The sequence below is a fragment of the Flavisolibacter ginsengiterrae DSM 18136 genome, from assembly GCF_059568575.1.
The window spans coordinates 46,090-66,837 of sequence record NZ_JCANTR010000018.1; the positions used below are offsets into that span (position 1 = coordinate 46,090).

Consider the following 20,748-nt stretch of genomic DNA (forward strand, 5'->3'; position numbering starts at 1 on the left):
CAGAGAGTAGCTATGTTTTTGTATGCAAGCATTGAAAAATTGCATCATGGCTAAGGGCTGGCGGCAATTGAATATTGTTTTAGATGGCAGATGATTTTTTTATTTTGTGTCTTCAGTGATTATTGTTCGTTTTTTTTGCTTGCCCAAAAAAAAGAACCAAAAAAAAGGGCAGGCAAACCCCAACGCTCCGCGGGTTTTGCCAGGCCAGCGCACAACAGTTTTAACTACTGATAGCTTGATGCATTTGGATTACAGTTATTGCTTGTAAGTGTTTACTTCACTTCATATAGTTTGGCTCTGGAAGCTCAATCACGTGCTATGCGCAGAAACTAAAGGCGCTGAATTGCGGACGGAGGGCTTCGGACCATAAAGGTTTCAGTAATCGAATTTCCGCAATGAGGCGCTGGACGAGACTGAAATATCGGAGTGGTTTTTCCTCTCGTTAGATTTAAGTATATGCACAGTTCTGACCGCAAAGTATAAACCTGGTTGTTGTCCTTGCTTGTCCCGAAGAATGGCGGGATTATTCCGAGGCACGAGAAATCTTTGGATTGCATCGAAGCGGCGGAATTGGTTATAAAGTATGATATTGATCATTGCCTGCTTAAGCAGTCTCCGTGAATCTCCCTGTCTTTGTGCCGCTGTGGTTTCCTGCTTTCCTTCAACTATTCCGAATACTTATACCCTACGCCTCTCACTGAATGGAAATGCTTTGGATTGCGGCTGTCTTCTTCGAAGTATTTGCGGAAGTTGAGGATGAAGTTATCGATGGTGCGGGTGGTGGGATACACATTGTAGCCCCAGACCGACTGGAGGATCTTTTCGCGGGGCACTACTTCATTTTTATTTTCAATCAAGAGTTTCAGCAACATAGCCTCCTTCTTACTTAAGGGTAATTTCTCGCCGGTGGCGGTAATAGCTTCCTGTCCCCGGAAGTCGATGGTATGTCCCCCAAAGCTGTAGGTGTCACCAACGGTTGATTTGTCCTGGAGTTGCTTGTTCTTGCGAATGAGCTTTTGCACCCTTAATAATAATTCTTCCAGGTTGAAAGGTTTGGTCAGGTAATCATCGGCGCCCTTGCGCAATCCCATCACGCGGTCCTCGCTGCTGTCTTTGGCGCTTAAAATCAATATGGGCACTTCCGTATTGGTAAGGCGGATATTTTGGGTCACATTGAATCCATCGATCTCGGGTATCATCACATCCATGATGATCAGGTCGAAGTATTCATTCTGTACGGCCTTCATAGCCTGGATACCATCGTAAGCGGAGGTTACTTCGTAGCCTTCCAGCTCGAGGTTCATTTTAAGTGCTTCGTGCAGGTTTTCTTCGTCTTCAACTAATAGTATGGATGGTTTGGCCATGCTTGCTTATTTATACCGGGAATTGTACAATAAAAGTACTGCCTTGGGGCTGATTATCTTTCAACAGTATGGTGGCATCGTGATCGGCCGCAATTTTTTTGCATAGGTATAAACCGAGTCCAGTGCCCTGTGCCTTGCGGGTCTGCTCACTGCCAATGCGGTAAAACTTATCAAATACTTTTTTCTTTTCATCATCAGGAATGCCAGGGCCTTCGTCACGAACCTGCAAGGATATATCGCCATCCTGGCGGGTGAGTTCAACATAAATTGGTTTATCGCGGGAAGAATATTTATTGGCATTTTCCAGCAGGTTGCTCACCAGCAGCTTTAGTAAAAGGGGATCGCCGGCCATTTCCACTTCTTCATCGATGGCTATATTCATCGGCCTGTCAGGATAGCGGTTGGAAAACTGGTGCACCATATCTTCTGTAAGTGCAGAGAAGTTGATGTCTTCTTTTGATAGCTTGTAGGAATTGCCATCCAACTGGGAGGAAATGAGAATATTGTTGATCAGTGTATCGAGGCGCAAGGTTTCCTGAAGGGTCATGTGCAGCAGCTTATTCTTTTTAAGGTCATCAAGCTGGTATTTGAGAAGTGTTTCCAGGTTTAACCGCGAAACGGCAATGGGCGTTTTCAGTTCGTGTGTGACAGCCATGACAAAATTCTGTTGCTGCAACTGCAGGCGGAACTGCCGGCGCACGGAGCGATAGATATATACAGCACCTATCAGTATCAATAATAAAAAGGTGCTGCCTTCACCAATGAATTTGGAGATGGCCCTTTTACGTTCGAGCTCTATCTTTTGAAGTTCGGCCTGGAAGAAGGGTGCCTTACTGTAATGCGTGACCAGGTGCTGCTTTTGTAAGAGGTAGATCTCTTCATTTTGTTTTTGGAGAGAGAGTGCCCACCATACCAGGGCGGCTATGATATAGATCAGGAGTACCCAGTAGATAATAGTGGTCAGTTGCAGTTTGCGTTTGCTTTCATCGGCCATGGTCATCAGGGTTTCTTTTCCAGCCGCAGGCCTACATCCATCACCTGCTGCAGTGGATCTTCACGCATGATATGTTCCAGGGTGAAGATGTATTCGCCGGTATGCTGGAAATAAAGCTTTTGATTTTGTGGCGTGATGGAGATACGGTGCTCATAAATATCATCCATGGCGCTGCCCAGCCAACCTTTCTCTTTTGATGCCAGCGGCAATTCGTATTGAACTTTTTGCGCTGCAGTATTGGGAGCCTTGGTGTAAAGGTTCAGCCAGATATTATTAAAGTTATATCGGTCGTTGTGACGAATGATGATATATACCTGGTAGGGAACGGTAGTATCAGTAATGGTGAATTTGAACTGGGGTTTAAACTTACTGTCCCAGGCATGGTGGGGTATGGGAACTGTTTTTTCATAGAGGTCGATGGATGTGCAGGAAGAGATTGAAAAAAGGGCCACCAGCAGTGGCACCATGAAAAAGGAACGCATCATTTTTTGGGAGAACATGTTACAAATCTAAATTGCTTTGATTTACGAGGACATATCATAATACGTTCAATACCTGCTCTTTTGCTTTTTCCAGCTCATCTTTCATCAACACTACGCATTTCTGGATGGTGGAATCGTAGGCTTTGGCGCCGGTGGTGTTGATCTCCCGACCGATCTCCTGCAGGATGAAGGATAATTTTTTACCCTTAGATTCTTCCGGCTCATTCATGACGGAATAGAAATAATCACAATGGTTGCGCAGGCGCACCTGCTCTTCGCTGATATCTATTTTCTCTATATAATAAATGATCTCCTGCTCCAGGCGGTTGCCATCATAGTTCTCTTTGCCCACATTGTCTTCCAGCAGTTTGGTGATCCCTTCCTTAATCTTTACCTGGCGAAGGGGTTCCAGTTTTTCCACTTCCGATTGTTGCACCAGGATATTATCTATGCGCAGCTGGAGATCTTTCTGTAATGACTTGCCTTCTTCAATGCGGTGTGCATTCAGGTCTTCGATGGCAGCCTCGATGGCGGTAGTGAATTGTTTCCATTCTGCATCATTCAAAGTATCACTGGTAGGTGTGATCACCTCGGGTAGTTTGATTAGAGTTGCCAGTATGCCTTCTGTATCCAGTCCCAATTCTTTGGAAAGGGCTGCCAGTGGTTTATAGTATGCCTTAGCCAGGTCTGTATTGATGGTGACAGGTTTTGCATTGCCTGTTTCTTTCAGGTTGATAGAACAGTCCACCGTTCCGCGGCCCAGTTTCTCTGAAAGGATCTTGCGGATATCAAATTCGAAGGGTTTGAGAAAGGCCGGCATCTTCAGTTGCAGGTCAAATTGTTTTCCATTGAGGGACTTGATGTCGATTAAAAAGGTCTTGTCACCAACAGCTTGTTCCGCTCTTCCAAAACCGGTCATAGATTTTAACATGCAGTATTTTTTTATGAAGAAAGTACAATTATTTTAATTGAAAGTACGCATCTATCCTGTATTGTAATTACTATAAACAAAAAGCCCCGCGGAAAGCGGAGCTAATATGTAGATGGGTTAGTAAGTACGGGAATAAAATTCCCAACACAATATTAAAAAGATTTTTCTCTAACTAAAAAATTTTAGTGTAAAAATTATTCACATTTTTTTTATGCATTTGTGGATTGCCTTGCCTTTCAAGACCCCATTGCAGCGGGATTTATAAAGTCTTGATGGGATAAATTCTTTCTGCATCACATTGTACCATGCATCGCATCATCTTATGAAACGCACTATTCATCAATGTTTCAGCCGATGATGATTTTGAAGTAATGAAAATAGATGGTCAGCCAATTGAATTTTTCATCTATAAAATGACAGGAGTAAATGACCTTGATGAAGGCATAAAAGGCGGAAAATATTTTTTTATTTTCTTCGCCTCTTTTTCGAAAAAAAGGCAATCGATGGTGTTGGAAGAACAAAAAGGAAGAGTAGGTGGGTCAATATAGAGAACTAGTTTCAGATCCTTTTTAGCATCTGTTGTTCTTCCATGCAATGAGCCATCGTAAAAAACAGGATGTTATTCTCGCTGCCTGATCACAGGAATTAGTATTGACCCATAAAATTTGATTCCCTTTTTCAGTACCCTTCATTACTGGTACGAGCCCCTACCTTTGTCAAAAATTTATCGCATGCGTTTTGAAAAACCAGTACCTCTTACAAAAATTGCCCAACTGATAGGCGCGGAAATAGTTGGTACATCATCAGGGTTGGTTACAGGTATCAACGAAATTCATAAAGTGCAGGAAGGCGACCTGGTATTTGTTGATCATCCGAAGTATTATTCCAAATGCATCAACTCTGCAGCTACATATATTATCATCAATACGCCTACGGAATTTCCTCCCGATAAATCATTGCTGGTAGTAGATGAACCCTTTGAAGCTTACCAGAAGATCGTGCAACATTTCAGGCCTTTTGAACCCGTGGTGAAAGCAGTGAGTGATACGAGTACAATAGGATCAACCTCTATCATCATGCATGGAGCTGTGATCGGAAATCATGTAACTATTGGGGAACATTGCATCATTCATCCCAACGTAGTGATCATGGATCATTGCGTTCTGGGTGATCATGTGATCATACAGGCCGGAACTGTTATTGGCAGCGATGCATTTTATTATAATAAGAAGACCAACAGGGAGATCTATTTCAAAAAGATGTTAAGTGGTGGAAGGGTTGTGATACAGGACTATGTGGAGATTGGTGCCAACTGTACTATTGACAGAGGGGTAAGTGCCGATACTATTCTTGGTGCGGGAACAAAGCTTGATAACCTTGTTCATATTGGTCATGATACGGTGACAGGCAAGAATTGTTTATTTGCCGCCCAGGTGGGTGTGGCGGGTGCAGTGACCATGGAAGATGAAGTGATCATGTGGGGACAGGTGGGGGTGAATAAAACGATCACCATTGGAAAGGGTGCCGAAGTATTTGGCCAGAGTGGTGTGGTGGGGAGCATTGAAGGTGGAAAGAAATACTGGGGCACTCCTGCAGAGGACTATACCAAGAAGCGAAAGGAGGTGGCCTGGATAAAGAGGATACCGGAGCTTTGGGATAAGGTGGTGGGATTGTCGAATAGGTGAAGAAAAGAGAACTAAGATTAGCAGGATTGGAGAGGATTATTGAGGAGGGAGGGAACCGCAGAATGTCGAACAAGGAATTTCGAATGAAGAAGGATTAGGTCGGGGAAGCTTTTTTTTGAAGCAATCAATTTTTAGGTCATTTTGAAATGGTCAATGAGCAATGCTCAATGTTCAATTTTTAAGGGAGAGAGAAAGAACTAGGATTTTGCAGGATTGGAGAGGATTATTGAGGAGGAAGGGAACCGCAGAATGTCGAACAAGGAATTTCGAATAAAGAAGGATTAGGTCGGGGAAGCTTTTTTTTGAAGCAATCAATTTTTAGGTCATTTTGAAATGCTCAATGTTCAATTTTCAAGGGAAAGAGAAAGAACTAGGATTTTGCAGGATTGGAGAGGATTATTGAGGAGGGAGGGAACCGCAGAATTTCGAACAAGGAATTTCGAAGGATGAAGTAATTAGGTCAAAGAGGCATTTTTTTAAAGCTATCTATTCTTAAGCCATTTTAAATTTTCAATATTCAACCTCAGCGGATTATTAAGATAAAAAAGACGAATATTTATGTATCATTTTTTTCTTCAACATAAGGAAGGTCAATATTGAAGTACGCTCTTGTACTATTCAATTAACAATTAACCATTGAAAAATATCCCAATATTAGAGTGCTTATGAAAGCAAAATATACGATACTGCTGATCGCATTTGGGTTTTGCCTGGGTTATATAGGTGAGCAAATGCGAATTATGCACTGGCAGGGATGGTATTCCGTATCCCTGATGGCTACCCTATTGAAAGTGGTCGGGGTGCTCTGGTGTGCTTTTAAGGTGTTGAGCTATGAAGGCTTCAGGAAGTTTATGGAGAAATAGATTGATTGATTATTTATCGTTCATCAGGTCTCAAAGATTTATCGATCATTGTTTTTACCTGTCAATTCTTTCCTACTTCTATAATTAATTAGGTCTCGGGGTTTCATTCATCGACTAGGAAATTTTACAAATACCCTTTATCTGCTTATTGATGGGCTTATTTTTAGTATCCCGGGAAAATATCTATTGATCCTTGTAACCTTTTTACTATCCGGCTGCTCTATTCTTTCAAATGACCGGATGTATCGCGCCGAAGAATGAATGAACATAGCTGGGAAAAGCATCCGAAAGAAAGATATTTACGTATATTATTCAGTGTTTTGTTAAGGAATTATGTGCCATGACCCGTTTACGATCCAATAAACTGTACCTGTGAAATCACCAGGTTGAGTTTTTAACCGGATAATTGGAAACAACCCTGCTGCAAGCAAAACTGTCTTTACATGGATAAGGTTGTATAATGCTCTTTTGCGCAGCAGGGTTATTAAGCTGGATGATAAAATTTCATCATCCTTCATTAAAATATACAATGCACATGCAAACTCTTATAACTCCCGGCCATGATGCCGGGGAACAAGCCCTGATCCGGTCCATCATTGATGGGGACACCGAACTTTTTGCGGCATTGATCCGGAAGAACAATGCCAGCCTTTATAAAGTTGCCAGGAGTTATGGGTTCAATCACCAGGACGCCCAGGACCTGATGCAGGAAACCTATATCAATGCCTTTACGAAGCTGGCGCAGTTTGAAGGAAGGTCATCGTTTAAGACATGGATCACCCGGATAATGATCCATAAATGCCTGTATAAAAAAACCTATGGTTCCTATAAAAGAGAGACCAGCCAACCTGCTATTCAAGAAAATGCTCAACCCATGCATTCTAATACTACTTCCCCAGAAAAGGACCTGATGCGTAAAGAATTTGGTAAGGTGGTGGCCTTTCAATTGGAAAAATTGCCGCTCATTTATAAGACAGTTTTCATTTTAAGAGAAGTGGAAGGCTTTTCCGTGGCCGAGACGGCTGAACTTTTAGACATTTCACCTGTTAGTGTAAAAGTGAGACTTAACCGTGCCAAGGCAGTGCTGCAAAAACGACTGGAGGAAAGCTACAGCACTGCAGATATTTTTGAATTCAACCTGGTTTATTGCGACCAGATGGTCAACACGGTTATGGAACAAATCAGGCAAATCAAATAAATACCATGGAAGAAATGCAATTATCCCTTTCAAGGGTAACAACCACTGATCGTGCTGTTCTTAAAATGAAAGTATTTACTGAGTCAACCCATGCACTTGTTGAAACCAGGGTGAATGAATGGCTTCAGCATCATAAGATTACAGTAGCACACATTGGACAATCGCAAAGCGAAAAGGGTGGCAAATTCCTGTTTACCATTTCGCTGTTCTATTACCCTTATTTTGAATAGTCTTTATTCATCTGTTTTTTTAGTATCATCCCGCTGGCCCCTGCGCTCATCCCTGTCAAAATTTTTCGGAATGGGTTCATGCTCATGCCCTTTCATATCCTCTACTTCTTCAGGATTGAAGGTATTGACTGCTCCCATGCCTTCTGCGGGTGATTGCTCATTTGTTGAAGCAGGGTTATATATCTTTTCTTTCATACCGATGATTTATTGTAATGCTTGAAAAAGCTATGCCAATCATCCTTTATGAAGGGCTTTGTTATTTTTTAACGCCGCCCCATATGATTCCTCATTACTTTTAATCCATGAAATCACTGTGCCTTCTGATCAAAACATTGACCCTATCCTTTGCCTTACTGATTATAACGCATTCCGGCTATGCTCAAAATCCAGTGAACTGGACAGCGGATCATTTAATGCAGCCATCCGAGCTGGCCCAACGCTTAAATGACAGTACGGCTTCTTTGCCCGTGATCATCAGTGTGGGTCCGGGTGCACTTATTCCTCATTCAATAGTGGCAGGTCCTGCACAGGAAAAGGAAAACGTAGAGAAGCTAACCAAGGAATTGAAGTCAATAGACAGGAACAAAGAAGTGGTAGTGTACTGTGGCTGCTGCCCTTATGAGCATTGTCCCAATGTGCGGCCGGCTGTGGCCTTACTAAAAGAGTTGAATTTCACCCATTATAAATTGCTGGACCTTCCCCATAATATGAAAACAGACTGGCTGGACAAGGGTTATCCAAGGGTGAAATTATAGTTTATGGGTTTTTTTCCTTCATTCTGACAATGGTGATCTTTGATTGATCATCGCCGGTGATGATCATGGAATCGCTGGTGATGGCATCAAGGGAATAATTGCGGATACCTCTTTTAGAAAAAATTGTGTCACCCACCAGTAAATAATTAATAGTGTCTGCTGCTTTTTTATTAGGACCAGCAGTTTGATGTATCGAGGTATCGTTAATAAAGGAAAGGTATCTTTTAGTAGTATCAGTATGGGCATTGTACAAAGCCACTTCCTTCCCGGAGGAATCTTTTCCTTTTAATAAAATGATCTGCCACCTGCCCAGGAGGGAATCGTTTTTATGGTTCCTACATCCTGCCAGGCAGAGTACCACCAAAAAATAAAATAGCTTCATACCATTGATTTTAAACCATTCACTAATCGGTTTATTCAAAGGGGAATTTGGGAAGGGAATTAATAGGTTTGGAAGAAGAGATGCTTTTTTGGAGCATTCACTGCAGGTTAAATCTATTTCATTTTTACCTATCCGTCAAAGGAAGTCTCAGGGGTAATTGTGTTTTATACAATCAGCCTCAGTTCAACAGTATTCTGCCAGCCATTTGATCTTTTGCAGCATCATCTGGCAATTATCTGAAACCAGTTGGTATAAACCTGAAGAAGGTAATTCCAGTTCCTGGGAGATGATGAGCCTGATGCCTCCTTCTTCAGGGGCCAACTCATAGGAACAGGAAACCGGGGATTCTGAGAATTCCGGCAATTCGTATAGGGTATATTGCATGGATATGCCAGGCACTACTTCCTGGACCTGGCCTTTGCTGATGGACTGCCGGATGCCATTACTTTCAACCTCAAGAACTATAGGGCTTCCCTTCATCCAATCGGATCGCAACTCTTCATTAAACAGGAATTGGCGGGCATAATCGGAGCAGGTAAGAACTTTCCATACCTTAGAAGGCAGGGCATGAATGATGAGCTCATGCTGGATTTTGTGTGTATGCATGTTGGTTGGTTAGTCGTTAAACGAATGATTTCGTTTTTAAATCTTAACAAACTGTGAAAGTCAGTTTGAAAGGTGTTTTTATTTTTAAGCCCTCTGTATCAATTTACTACTATTTATTCACCTGTGATTCCATAATTAAACCGGAAAATATACGCGTTTTCCACAATGCTAAACATTATAGCAAATCACCGCTACCTTTGAGCTATGTCCTTACTGAAAGATAAACTACTCCAAAACTTTAGTGCAGAATATGAAAAGCTGAATGAGCAGCAGAAGCAGGCAGTAGACAAGATCTACGGGCCAGTGATGGTGGTAGCTGGTCCCGGAACAGGGAAAACCCAGATACTCAGTGTACGCATAGGCAAGATACTTTTGGAAACTGATGTGCTCCCCTCCAATATACTTTGCCTGACGTATACCGATGCGGGTGTGCTGGCCATGCGGAAACGTTTGCTTTCACTTATAGGACCAGATGCTTATACGGTGCAGATCCATTCCTTCCATTCATTCTGCAATATGGTGATACAGCAGAATATGCATTTATTCCACAAAAAGGACCTCCAGCCCATAAATGAACTCGAACAGGTGCAATGCCTGATAGAACTGATTGATTCTTTTGAAAATACAAACCCATTAAAGCGTTTTAAAACGGATGCTTATTTTGAAGCCAACTACCTGAAAGATCTTTTTGGTAGTATGAAGCGGGAGGGATGGACAACGGAATTCCTGCTGCAAAAGATAGAGGATTATGTAGAAAATATCATCCCCGATACCTTTTATAATAAGGTAAAATTCAAAAAAGGTATTGTAGAAATAACGGTTGAGGGAAAGAAGGAAATAGAAAAGATGGTCAAGCTGAAGGCTGCCGTGCAAGCCTTTCCACAATACCAGCAGATATTAAAAGAAAAGCAGCGTTATGATTTTGATGATATGATCAACTGGGTGATCGCTGTATTTGAAAAAGACCCTGATGTGCTGGCATCTTACCAGGAGCAATACCAGTTCTTTTTAGTAGATGAATACCAGGATACCAGTGGTGCACAGAATAAACTCGTTGAGCTGCTGGTAAGCTACTGGCAGGAAGAAAGTCCCAATCTTTTTGTGGTGGGTGACGATGACCAGAGCATTTACCGCTTCCAGGGGGCCAACATGGAAAACATGATGCAGTTGGCACGTAAATATGAAAAGGATCTGCTCCGGGTAGTGCTGACTCAGAACTACAGAAGTGTGCAGCCTATTCTGGATGCAGCCCATTCACTGATTCAAAACAATGTGCAGCGGCTGGTAAATGAATACAAGGACCTGAAGAAGATATTGACTTCAGCCAATGAAGCACATAAGGATATGCAGATCGCACCTGTTATCCGCAGTGTGAATAATGAATTTGAAGAGAACATACTTATTGCGGAAGAGATCAGGCAATTAATAACCGATGGAGTAGAGCCCGGGCGGATAGCCGTCATTTATAAGGAACATAAAACCGGGGAAGAACTGCAGAAATTCCTGCAGCTTCAAAGCATTCCCTACTATACTAGGAAATCCCTGAACCTTTTAAAAGAACCACTGATAAAAAGGATCTTATCCTATGCCCAATATGTAATAGCCGAGAGAGAAATTCCCTTCAGTGGAGAATCCATTCTTTTCGAGATCCTGCATCATCAATTTCACCAGTTGCCGGCATTAAAGATCGCTTCCATTTGCAATGAAGTGAACACGAATAAAAGAACCAGGAAAGAACCTGTATTCCTGAGGGATTACCTGGGCAGGCTTACTACTGCCAATCAACAAAAATTATTCAGTGATGATGAGACCACCGACAAGTTCATACGTATTCACCAGGTGTTGGAGCAACTTATTTCTGATGTAGAGAACCTTCCCTTACTAAAATGGTTTGAGTTGTTATTCAACGAGGCCGGAATTCTTTCCTACATCATGAAGCAGCCAGATAAAGCGTGGCTGATGAAATTGCTGAATGGATTTTTTGACTTCCTGCAGGATGAATGCCGCCGCAATCCCGATATGAATATGGAGGCGCTGCTGAAACAAATTCACCTGCTGGAAGAAAACGGTATTTCCATACCATTGGTGCAAACAAGCGGTAATGAAAAAGGCGTGAACCTGCTGACCTGTCATGGCAGCAAGGGACTGGAATATGAATACGTATTCTTTATCGGTTGCTATTCCAATGTATGGGAAGGAAAAAGAAAGTACAACCAGGGTTATAAGCTGCCACCTAATGTATTCACCAGCGAATCGCCTGAGGAAAAAGAAGAGGAGTTGAGAAGGCTGTTCTTTGTGGCAGCAACCAGGGCTGAAAAACATTTATATATTTCCTATCCTTCTTTTACCAATGAAGGCAAGGCCCTGGAAGCTTCAAGGTTCATTGCCGAAATGAATGCATTAGATCTGAAAGTGCAACCGGTGACTATTGATGAAGAAACCAGGCTGGTTTATTCTTCCCTTCGTTATGGCCTGATACAACAACCTGAGTTGGAAAAAGCAGAAAAGGATTTTATAGATAACCTGCTGGTTAATTTCAAAATGAATGTTACGGCGCTCAATAACTACCTGGAGTGTCCTATTAAATTTTATTACAACAACCTAATCCGGATACCTTCCGCCATCAGTGAAAGTGCGCAATTTGGTAGCAGCATGCACGATGCCCTAAATTTCTTTTATGTGAAGATGATGGAAGCGGGACGCCAGTATCCTTCCAAAGAGGTATTGATCAATCGTTTTCAATGGCATTTACATTTTAACAGGGAAGTATTTACAAAGGAAAGCCTGCAGCGGTTTACCGAATATGGTTCCAGGTGTCTTGCCGCATTGTATGATCAGTATTTCGCCGGAGCAGGTGAGGAGTTTGTGCGTACGGAGGTGCCTATGGAAGCTGTAGTGGACCATGTACCCCTAAAAGGTTTTGCCGATAAATTGCAATACTGGGGTAATGAAGTGTTGATCACTGATTTTAAAACAGGGAGCCTTGAAAAGAGCAACCGCCGTTGGGAGTTTGTTGAACCGGGACATCCACAGAAGCCTGAAGGTGGTAATTACTGGAGGCAGGCAGTATTCTATAAGATCCTGTTCGACCGCCAGAAAGCAAAGAACAAAGAATTAATGGGTATTGAATTTCTTTTCATTGAACCCAATGACAAGAATGAGTTTGACCGTAAGAAAATAGTGATCAACCCTGATCATGAAGAGATAGTGCTGGAGCAGGTGCATCAAAGCTGGGAGCGGATCCAGGCGCATGACTTTTATAAGGGTTGTGGTAAACCCGAATGCCATTGGTGCAATTTTGTGAAAGAGCATAAACTTTATGCTTCACTGCATGAATTGAAGGAAGAAGAGGAGTTTACGGAATTCAGGGTATTGTAAATGCTGACTACTTCCCGATTTTTATCCAGGCAGTTGTACTCAAATATTTACTATAACTGATATGACCGGCGTACCTTCTGTTTTAAGGCTTTCTTAGTAACAGGGTTCAAGGGATTCATCGGAAAGGTTTTATGTTTGCCTATCAATGAGGACTGTATTTCCTGTAGCTATATTGTTTTTAATGGTCGTTGCCAGTTTGTTTGGTGCCTCATGTGCCAACATTATTCCTCCACAGGGAGGCCCCAGGGATTCCATTCCACCACATTTACTGAATGCAACGCCCCGTGATTCGACATTAAATTTTCGCTCCGATCGCATCACGCTCAACTTTGATGAATATGTGGATCTTCAGGATGTGCAGAACAACCTGCTTTTTACCCCCTTGTTTCAAAACAACCCCAGGGTTGATGTAAAAGGCAAGACCATCAACATCCATTTCAAGGACACGCTGGAGCCCAATACAACCTACATTTTTAATTTCGGAAATGCTATAAAGGATTATAACGAGGGGAATGTGTTGAAGAACTTTACCTATACATTTTCCACCGGTTCTGTATTGGATTCTTTGGAACTGAAAGGAAAAGTGGTTTTGGCACAAACAGGAAAGACAGATTCTACCCTAATAGTTGTGTTGCACAAAAATCTGCAGGATTCGGCGGTAATGAAACAAAGACCCATGTATGTGACCAAGGTGGAGGCTGGTGGTAATTTCCATTTTCATAACCTTCCTCCCGGCACATTTGCTATATATGCCCTTGGTGATGCAGGCTCCGGCAGGAAGTATATCAACAAGACACAGTTATTTGCTTTTGCTGATTCACCTGTTCATACAGGCCTTGCCGATACTTCAATTACACTATATGCTTACAGGGAAGTAGCGCCTGCCACTACTGTTGCTGCAAACCCCCTGGCCAGGGCGCGGGCAGAGAACCGGCTTATTTTTACATCTGATGCTTCCGGAGGTCAGCAGGACCTGAATAAAGACCTTACGATCAATTTTGGTACTGCCTTAAAAAGCTTTGACAGCAGCAAAATTGCCCTAACGACCGACAGTAGCTTTAATCCCGTGAATTATTCAGCGAGGCTGGACAGTTCGGCTAAAGTATTGACCATACATACTCCCTGGAAGGAAGCTACCCGTTACAACCTCGTGCTGGATAAGGATTTTGCCGCCGATTCAGCAGGCAAGAAACTGTTGAAAACGGATACATTGACCTTCCTGACAAAATCTGCTGCTGATTATGGGAATGTAAGCATACGACTGCGCAACATTGACCTGTCCAAAAATCCTGTATTGCTCTTTGTGCAGAATGACCAGGTGATCTTCTCTGCGCCTGTTAAATCAGGCACGTTCAGCAAAACACGGTTTGTGCCTGGCGATTATGAGCTTAGGATACTGTATGATACAAATGATAATGGCAAGTGGGACCCGGGTCAATTTTTCGGAATTAAAAAGCAGCCGGAACTGGTAAGGCCTATTGAGCAGAAAGTGACCATCAAGCCCAACTGGGATAATGAATTTGAACGCTGATCCTGGCTAGTTTAGAGGCATTTACAGAGATATTTCTTAACAACAATTTGAACGTGAAGCAGCTGTTTTTTACCATCCTGCTGCTCCCTTTTTTGTACCTTTATCACTTATGCAATTTTCTTCTTCCCTGCTGGAAAATGCGGTTAATGAGTTCTCTAAGCTTCCGGGTATCGGCAAGAAAACGGCACTTCGTTTAGTGCTTCATTTGCTGAAGGAAGATGCTGAAGATGTGCAGCATTTCAGCGAGGTAATGAGCCGGATGCGTACAGAGATCAGGTTCTGCCAGCGTTGTCATAATGTGGCGGATGCCGATATCTGCTCCATCTGTGCCAATAGCATGCGCAAGCAGGATGTCATTTGCGTGGTGGAGAATATCAGGGATGTAATAGCTTTGGAAAGCACCCAGCAATTCAGTGGCACCTATCATGTATTGGGAGGCGTTATTTCTCCGCTTGACGGCGTGGGGCCAAACCAGTTAAATATCGAGACCCTGGTGAACCGGGTGCATAAGGAAGAAACCCTGGAGGTCATCTTCGCCCTCAGTCCGACGATACAGGGAGATACTACGATCTATTATATTCAAAAGAAATTACCGGCAGGTACCAGGGTAACAACGATTGCCAGGGGTATTGCCTTTGGCGGTGAGCTGGAATATGCTGATGAAATGACCTTGGCCCGCAGCCTTCAGAACCGGCTGCCGGTGGATAGTTATGTTTCCAGCCGCTGATCATAAGTTGCAAGTAGCATCCCTTATCGTAAAGTTTTACCATTACCGGTTATATTTTTTACTTTTGTGCCTCAAGGCGGATTTGTTTATTGTTCGGCCTCAACAGAACTAATAAACGTAGAAACTCACTCTAAGGGATTCCTCGTTTATTAGCATCATCAATCTATTTGCAAGAGCAGTAACATTTTCCTGTATTGATCCCTTTTTCTGCTAAATAAATTATTATGAAAGATATCCGTGACTTATTGAATCATCGCATCCTGATCATTGATGGCGCCATGGGCACCATGATACAACGTTATCACCTAAAAGAAGAAGACTACAGGGGCGAGCGATTTAAAAACTGGCCCAGTGATGTGAAAGGTAATAATGACCTGTTATGCCTGACGCAACCGCATATCATCCGAGAGATCCATGGTCATTATTTGGAGGCGGGCGCTGATATCATTGAGACCAATACCTTCAACGCGAACAAGATATCGCTTGCCGATTATGGCATGCAGGACCTGGCCTACGAGATCAATGTAGCTGCAGCAAAGATCGCCAAGGAAGCCACGTTGCTGGTAGGCTCCGGAGAAGAAAAATTCGTGGCAGGCGCTATAGGTCCACTTAATAAAACTCTTTCTCTTTCCCCGGATGTCAACAATCCAGGTTACAGGGCCCTGACATTTGACGAAGCTGTGGAAGCCTATTACGAACAGGTGAAGGGGTTGGTAGATGGCGGAGTTGACCTGTTGTTGATAGAGACCATATTCGACACACTGAATGCCAAAGCAGCCATCTTTGCCATCAAGAAATATTTCAGGGAAACAAACCAGGAAGAACTTCCTGTCATGATCAGTGGCACCATCACTGATGCTTCGGGCAGAACCCTGAGTGGCCAGACATTGGAAGCATTTTACGCTTCCATTCGGCATGCACGTCCCCTGAGTGTGGGATTGAATTGTGCGCTGGGTGCCAAAGAGATGCGTCCTCACATAGAGGAATTGAGCCAGATTTCGGAATGTTACACTTCTGCCTATCCGAACGCCGGCCTGCCGAATGCCATGGGTGAGTATGATGAACAACCAGAGGAAACGGCTCACTTTATTGAAGACTGGGCTGAAGCCGGGTTTGTCAACATCGTTGGAGGCTGCTGTGGTACCACCCCCGATCATATCAGGCATATAGCGGAGCATGTGCGCAATATCAAACCAAGGCCTTTGCCGGTGCTTGAAAAGGACTTAGCTTAAAAACAGCAACGGCCGCAAAGACCCAAAGGCGCAAAGAAACACAAAGAAGGAAATAAGAGATATTAATGGATAAGGCAGAGAAAATATTCATTGAAAATGTTGGAAAAGAAATAGTTGATATTGCCTATCAATTGCATAAAGCACTGGGTCCGGGGTTGTTGGAAAGTGTTTATGAAAAGTGTTTTTGTTATGAGCTTACAAAAAGAGAATTAAGCTTTATTTCTCAAAAAAGAGTCCCGATTGTTTATGATAGTTTAACTTTTGAAGAAGGATTGCGATTAGATCTTCTTGTTGAAGATTGTGTTATTGTTGAATTGAAAGCACAGGAAATATTTCATCCTGTGTGGGAAGCACAATTATTAAGTTATTTGAAACTTACTAACAAACAACTGGGCTATTTAATAAATTTTAGCGTCCCACTAATTAAAGATGGCATCAAAAGAAGGATTCTTACTTTGTGAACCTTAGTGCCTTCGTGCCTTAGTGGCAAAATAAATATAATGAGTGAACAGACTATTATCAAACCTTATCTGAAACTATCAGGGCTGGAGCCATTGACCATCAGGCCTGAATCGAATTTTATTAATGTTGGTGAACGTACCAATGTAACCGGTTCTAAAAAGTTTGCCCGGCTGGTACGGGAAAATAAATACGAGGAAGCCCTCAGCGTGGCACGCCAGCAAGTGGAAAATGGCGCACAGGTTCTCGATGTGAATATGGATGATGCCTTGCTGGATGGCGTAAAGGCAATGACTACCTTCCTCAACCTTTTGCAGGCGGAGCCGGATATCGCCAGGATCCCCATCATGATCGATTCTTCGAAGTTCGAGATCATTGAAGCAGGGTTGAAATGCGTGCAGGGTAAATGCATTGTGAACTCTATTTCCATGAAGGAGGGCGAAGCTAAATTCATCGAGCAGGCATTCATCTGCCAGGCTTATGGAGCAGCTGTGGTAGTAATGGCATTTGACGAACAGGGCCAGGCTGATACCCTGGAAAGAAGGATCACTATCTGTGAGAAAGCTTATAAGATACTGACAGAGCAGGTGGGTTTTGAACCACAGGATATCATCTTTGATCCCAACATTTTTGCTATAGCTACCGGAATTGAAGAACATAATAACTACGCTGTTGATTTTATTGAAGCCACCCGCATCATCAAGCAAAAGATGCCATTGGTAAAAGTAAGTGGTGGGGTAAGCAATGTGTCATTTTCCTTCAGGGGCAATGACCATGTGCGGGAAGCCATACATGCGGTATTCCTTTACCATGCTATCAGGGCAGGTATGGATATGGGTATTGTCAATGCAGGACAATTGGTGGTGTATGATGAAATAGAGCCACAGCTTAAAGAGCTTTGTGAAGATGTGATCCTAAACCGCAGGCCCGATGCCACTGAAAGGCTGGTCAACTTTGCCGAAACGGTAAAAGCAAAAGGGAAGGAAGGAGAAGCCAAAGATGAAAGCTGGCGGAATGCCTCTGTGGAAGAACGCTTAAAGCATGCCCTCGTTAATGGGATTACTGATTATATTGATGCAGATACGGAAGAGGCAAGGATAAAATATCCAAAGCCCCTTGATGTGATTGAAGGTCCCCTGATGGCAGGAATGGACGTAGTTGGGGATTTGTTTGGAAGTGGAAAGATGTTCCTGCCCCAGGTAGTGAAAAGTGCCAGGGTTATGAAAAAATCTGTCGCCATACTTACTCCCTATATCGAAACGGAAAAAGAACAAAGACTAAAGGCGCATTTGGCGGCAGGCACAAAGGCTGATGAGGTGGCCGGTGCAGCCAAGGTATTGATGGCTACAGTGAAAGGAGATGTCCACGACATTGGAAAAAACATCGTAGGGGTAGTGTTAGGTTGCAATGGTTATGAAGTAATTGATCTTGGTGTAATGGTGCCCGCTGATAAGATACTGGAAACGGCACAAAAAGAAAATGTTGATATCATAGGTTTAAGTGGATTGATCACACCTTCATTGGATGAGATGGTGCATGTGGCCCGGGAAATGAAGCGCCGCAATATGAAACAACCTTTGTTGATTGGTGGCGCTACTACTTCCCGTACACATACCGCTGTAAAAATCGCACCGGAATATGATAATGGAGTAGTGTATGTACTGGATGCATCAAGGAGTGTGACAGTAGTAAGTAACCTGCTGAATAAGGAAAGCAAGGATGGTTTCCTGGAACAGACAGGCACAGAATACGGAGCATTGCGGGAACAGTTCCTGAATAAGCAGAAGAACAAAGTACTGATTCCCTATGACCAGGCTGTGGCCAGTAAGGAATCAATAGACTGGGAAAACTATCAGCCTGTACAACCACAGGTTAATGGAGTTAAAGTATTAAGGGATTATGACCTTGCCTCCATTGCCCGGTATATTGACTGGGGACCATTTTTCATTGGTTGGGAAATGCCGGGAAGGTTTCCCGAGGTATTGAGTGATGAAAAATTTGGAAAGGAAGCCACCCGTCTGTACAATGATGCCATGAAAATGGTGGATAAGATCGTAGCAGAAAAATGGTTTACAGCTAATGGCGTCATAGGATTCTGGCCTGCCAGTTCCAATAACAGGGATACCATCACGGTGCAAACTGCTAATGGAGATGTACAGCTGGAATCTTTGCGCCAGCAATCAAAAAAAGCTGTGGGCCAACCCAGTTATTCATTGGCAGATTTTGTTTCGCCCAAAGGTGACGACTATATGGGTGCATTTGCAGTTTCCATTCATGGTGCCCGTGAACATATTGACCGATTTGCTTCGCAGCATGATGAGTATAATAAGATATTGGTGCAGATACTGGCAGACCGTTTTGTAGAGGCATTTGCTGAATGCCTGCACGAGCAGGTGAGAAAAGAATACTGGGGTTATGAAAAGAATGAATCATTGACCAGTGAGCAATTGATCAAAGAACAATATAAAGGCATCAGGCCCGCGCCTGGTTATCCTGCCTGTCCCGATCATACGGAGAAGTGGAAATTGTTTGATTTGCTGAATGCCACTGAGAATGCAGGTATCACCCTTACTGAAAGCCTGGCTATGGATCCACCCGCTTCGGTTTGCGGATGGTATTTCGCTCATCCCTCAAGCCACTATTTTGGATTAGGTAAGATCGGCAGGGACCAGTTGGAGGATTATGCTTCCCGCAAAGGCATGTCTATTGAAGAAGCTGAAAGATGGCTGCGTCCTGTGTTAGAATGAGGAAAGCGTGTTGCCAAGGTTATAGATAAATTCATTGGCATACATATTAGGATGATACCAATACCTTCCTAATCTCACAATGACCACATGGCTGTTAGGATTGATGTAAATAAACTGGTTGAGTAAACCTTCTGCATTAAAGGCATCAGTACGGTAGCGAACCTGATAGCCTTTTGCTGTTTTGTTTACCTGGTCTGAATGTGAAGTTTGTCTGCGAAACCGATCAGCCGACAAAGAGTCATTGAAGTAAATGCTGCTTAATTCGCTCCACCATTGATTCTTGTAACCACCGGCTTGCTCCATGCTGTCTGCATTATTCACCCTGGACACCCAGGAGGGACTCAATATCTGCTTCCCCTGCCATTGTCCTTTTTGAATAAATAGCTGTCCCAGTTTGGCAAAATCCCTGGCTGTAGCATTCAATCCTGCAAAAGCTATTTCCTGTTGGTGCTTTTTGCTATCCACATTCCAATTGGCTTCAAATTCTGCTCCCAGTGGTTGCCAAAGGTTTTCCTGCAGGTAAGGTGCCACCTTTTTCCCTGTGGCCCTTTGAACAGCAATGGCCAGTAATTCAGTATTGATGCTCTGGTACCTGAATGTTTTTCCTGGCTCCATTTCAATTTTTACTTTCAGCACATGCTTAAAAATATTAGGTCTGAAACCCAGTTTAATCGCATCATCTTTCAAGCCATAAGAGCCTTCATTAAAATGTAAACCACTTTTCATATCCAGCAGGTGCTGCAAGGTTATCCTTTCATAACGCTGGTCTTTTTGATAAAGCTCGGGGATATATTTTGTTATAGGGTCCTGGAGCGAGTTGATCTTTCCTTCCATTAGTGCTATAGCTACAAGTGTAGACACAAATGATTTAGCTACTGAAAAAGAAGGAAGCTTTGATTGCTGTGTGAAGCCATTAAAATAGCGTTCATACAGTATGCTGTCATTTTTTATAACCAGGAAAGCGGCAGTGTGTGATTTGGGTAAGGTAGTATCGAGGTAGTTTTTTATATCACGGTAGCGGTTTTCAGTTGTGTCTTGTTTAAAATAATAGGGTGTTGTTGATGGAGCTATAGAAACATAAGGCATGCGTTGAGGATCTGTCAACTGGAACTTGCGCACCTTATAGGCCCTGATCATATAGCAGGATGAGCAGTTCAGTAAAAGAAGGAAGCACAAAATCCTCA

The 20,748-nt window shown here is 43.0% G+C and carries 20 protein-coding genes; 12 read left to right on the top strand and 8 right to left on the bottom strand.

The features are described 5' to 3' along the window. Positions 1–665 precede the first annotated feature (665 nt). The 4 genes from BP74_RS16710 to BP74_RS16725 are packed head-to-tail and all read right to left on the bottom strand — an operon-like array spanning position 666 to position 3,771. A complete protein-coding gene (locus BP74_RS16710) occupies positions 666–1,364 on the bottom strand; it encodes a response regulator transcription factor (protein WP_496375751.1) in 699 nt (232 codons plus the stop codon). A 10-nt stretch (positions 1,365–1,374) separates the two neighbouring features. Then, on the bottom strand, positions 1,375–2,358 hold the full coding sequence (locus tag BP74_RS16715) for a sensor histidine kinase (protein ID WP_496375753.1): 984 nt from the start codon (positions 2,356–2,358) through the stop codon (positions 1,375–1,377). A 5-nt stretch (positions 2,359–2,363) separates the two neighbouring features. After that, positions 2,364–2,843 (bottom strand): gliding motility lipoprotein GldH, encoded by a 480-nt coding sequence (locus tag BP74_RS16720; RefSeq protein ID WP_496375755.1) that lies wholly within the window; start codon positions 2,841–2,843, stop codon positions 2,364–2,366. A 52-nt stretch (positions 2,844–2,895) separates the two neighbouring features. Continuing rightward, on the bottom strand, positions 2,896–3,771 hold the full coding sequence (locus BP74_RS16725) for a YicC/YloC family endoribonuclease (RefSeq protein ID WP_496375757.1): 876 nt from the start codon (positions 3,769–3,771) through the stop codon (positions 2,896–2,898). Positions 3,772–4,142: 371 nt separating this feature from the next. On the opposite strand from BP74_RS16725, the gene BP74_RS16730 reads away from it, so the two are divergent. The 5 genes from BP74_RS16730 (at position 4,143) to BP74_RS16750 (ending at position 7,747) form a co-directional block, all read left to right on the top strand. Next, positions 4,143–4,319: a hypothetical protein gene (locus BP74_RS16730; RefSeq protein WP_496375759.1), complete on the top strand. Its 177-nt coding sequence runs from the start codon at positions 4,143–4,145 to the stop codon at positions 4,317–4,319. A 183-nt stretch (positions 4,320–4,502) separates the two neighbouring features. After that, on the top strand, positions 4,503–5,456 hold the full coding sequence (locus tag BP74_RS16735) for a UDP-3-O-(3-hydroxymyristoyl)glucosamine N-acyltransferase (protein WP_496375761.1): 954 nt from the start codon (positions 4,503–4,505) through the stop codon (positions 5,454–5,456). 665 nt (positions 5,457–6,121) lie between these two features. Beyond that, complete coding sequence (locus BP74_RS16740; RefSeq protein WP_496375763.1) at positions 6,122–6,319, top strand: hypothetical protein; 198 nt, start codon at positions 6,122–6,124, stop codon at positions 6,317–6,319. A gap of 535 nt (positions 6,320–6,854) precedes the next feature. After that, positions 6,855–7,517 carry a sigma-70 family RNA polymerase sigma factor gene (locus tag BP74_RS16745; protein ID WP_496375765.1) on the top strand — a complete coding sequence of 221 codons (663 nt, stop codon included), beginning with the start codon at positions 6,855–6,857 and terminating at the stop codon, positions 7,515–7,517. A 5-nt stretch (positions 7,518–7,522) separates the two neighbouring features. Beyond that, positions 7,523–7,747 (top strand): hypothetical protein, encoded by a 225-nt coding sequence (locus BP74_RS16750; RefSeq protein ID WP_496375767.1) that lies wholly within the window; start codon positions 7,523–7,525, stop codon positions 7,745–7,747. A 3-nt stretch (positions 7,748–7,750) separates the two neighbouring features. On the opposite strand, the gene BP74_RS16755 is transcribed toward BP74_RS16750, so the two are convergent. After that, positions 7,751–7,942 carry a hypothetical protein gene (locus BP74_RS16755; RefSeq protein ID WP_496375769.1) on the bottom strand — a complete coding sequence of 64 codons (192 nt, stop codon included), beginning with the start codon at positions 7,940–7,942 and terminating at the stop codon, positions 7,751–7,753. A 107-nt stretch (positions 7,943–8,049) separates the two neighbouring features. Between BP74_RS16755 and BP74_RS16760 the strand changes: the two genes are divergently transcribed. Further along, positions 8,050–8,502, top strand: a complete 453-nt coding sequence (locus BP74_RS16760) for a rhodanese-like domain-containing protein (protein WP_496375771.1) — start codon at positions 8,050–8,052, stop codon at positions 8,500–8,502. Between the two features lies 1 nt (position 8,503). On the opposite strand, the gene BP74_RS16765 is transcribed toward BP74_RS16760, so the two are convergent. Continuing rightward, positions 8,504–8,884 (bottom strand): hypothetical protein, encoded by a 381-nt coding sequence (locus tag BP74_RS16765; protein ID WP_496375773.1) that lies wholly within the window; start codon positions 8,882–8,884, stop codon positions 8,504–8,506. A 183-nt stretch (positions 8,885–9,067) separates the two neighbouring features. Further along, positions 9,068–9,490, bottom strand: a complete 423-nt coding sequence (locus tag BP74_RS16770; protein ID WP_496375775.1) for an SRPBCC domain-containing protein — start codon at positions 9,488–9,490, stop codon at positions 9,068–9,070. Positions 9,491–9,694: 204 nt separating this feature from the next. Here BP74_RS16770 and BP74_RS16775 point away from each other — a divergent pair, with 204 nt between their 5' ends. The 6 genes from BP74_RS16775 (at position 9,695) to metH (ending at position 19,564) form a co-directional block, all read left to right on the top strand. Next, positions 9,695–12,868, top strand: a complete 3,174-nt coding sequence (locus BP74_RS16775) for an ATP-dependent helicase (protein ID WP_496375777.1) — start codon at positions 9,695–9,697, stop codon at positions 12,866–12,868. A gap of 145 nt (positions 12,869–13,013) precedes the next feature. Further along, a complete protein-coding gene (locus BP74_RS16780) occupies positions 13,014–14,399 on the top strand; it encodes an Ig-like domain-containing domain (protein ID WP_496375779.1) in 1,386 nt (461 codons plus the stop codon). A gap of 109 nt (positions 14,400–14,508) precedes the next feature. After that, positions 14,509–15,126, top strand: a complete 618-nt coding sequence (gene recR / locus BP74_RS16785; RefSeq protein WP_496375781.1) for a recombination mediator RecR — start codon at positions 14,509–14,511, stop codon at positions 15,124–15,126. Between the two features lie 224 nt (positions 15,127–15,350). Next, entirely contained in the window at positions 15,351–16,358 is a 1,008-nt protein-coding gene (locus tag BP74_RS16790) for a homocysteine S-methyltransferase family protein (RefSeq protein WP_496375783.1), read from the top strand. A 65-nt stretch (positions 16,359–16,423) separates the two neighbouring features. Continuing rightward, positions 16,424–16,819, top strand: coding sequence for a GxxExxY protein (locus BP74_RS16795; protein ID WP_496375785.1), 396 nt, complete (start codon positions 16,424–16,426; stop codon positions 16,817–16,819). Between the two features lie 39 nt (positions 16,820–16,858). Continuing rightward, positions 16,859–19,564, top strand: a complete 2,706-nt coding sequence (gene metH, locus BP74_RS16800) for a methionine synthase (RefSeq protein WP_496375787.1) — start codon at positions 16,859–16,861, stop codon at positions 19,562–19,564. Here the strand turns inward: metH and BP74_RS16805 are convergent. Continuing rightward, complete coding sequence (locus tag BP74_RS16805; protein WP_496375789.1) at positions 19,556–20,701, bottom strand: serine hydrolase domain-containing protein; 1,146 nt, start codon at positions 20,699–20,701, stop codon at positions 19,556–19,558. The genes metH and BP74_RS16805 overlap by 9 nt on opposite strands. Positions 20,702–20,748: the final 47 nt, after the last annotated feature.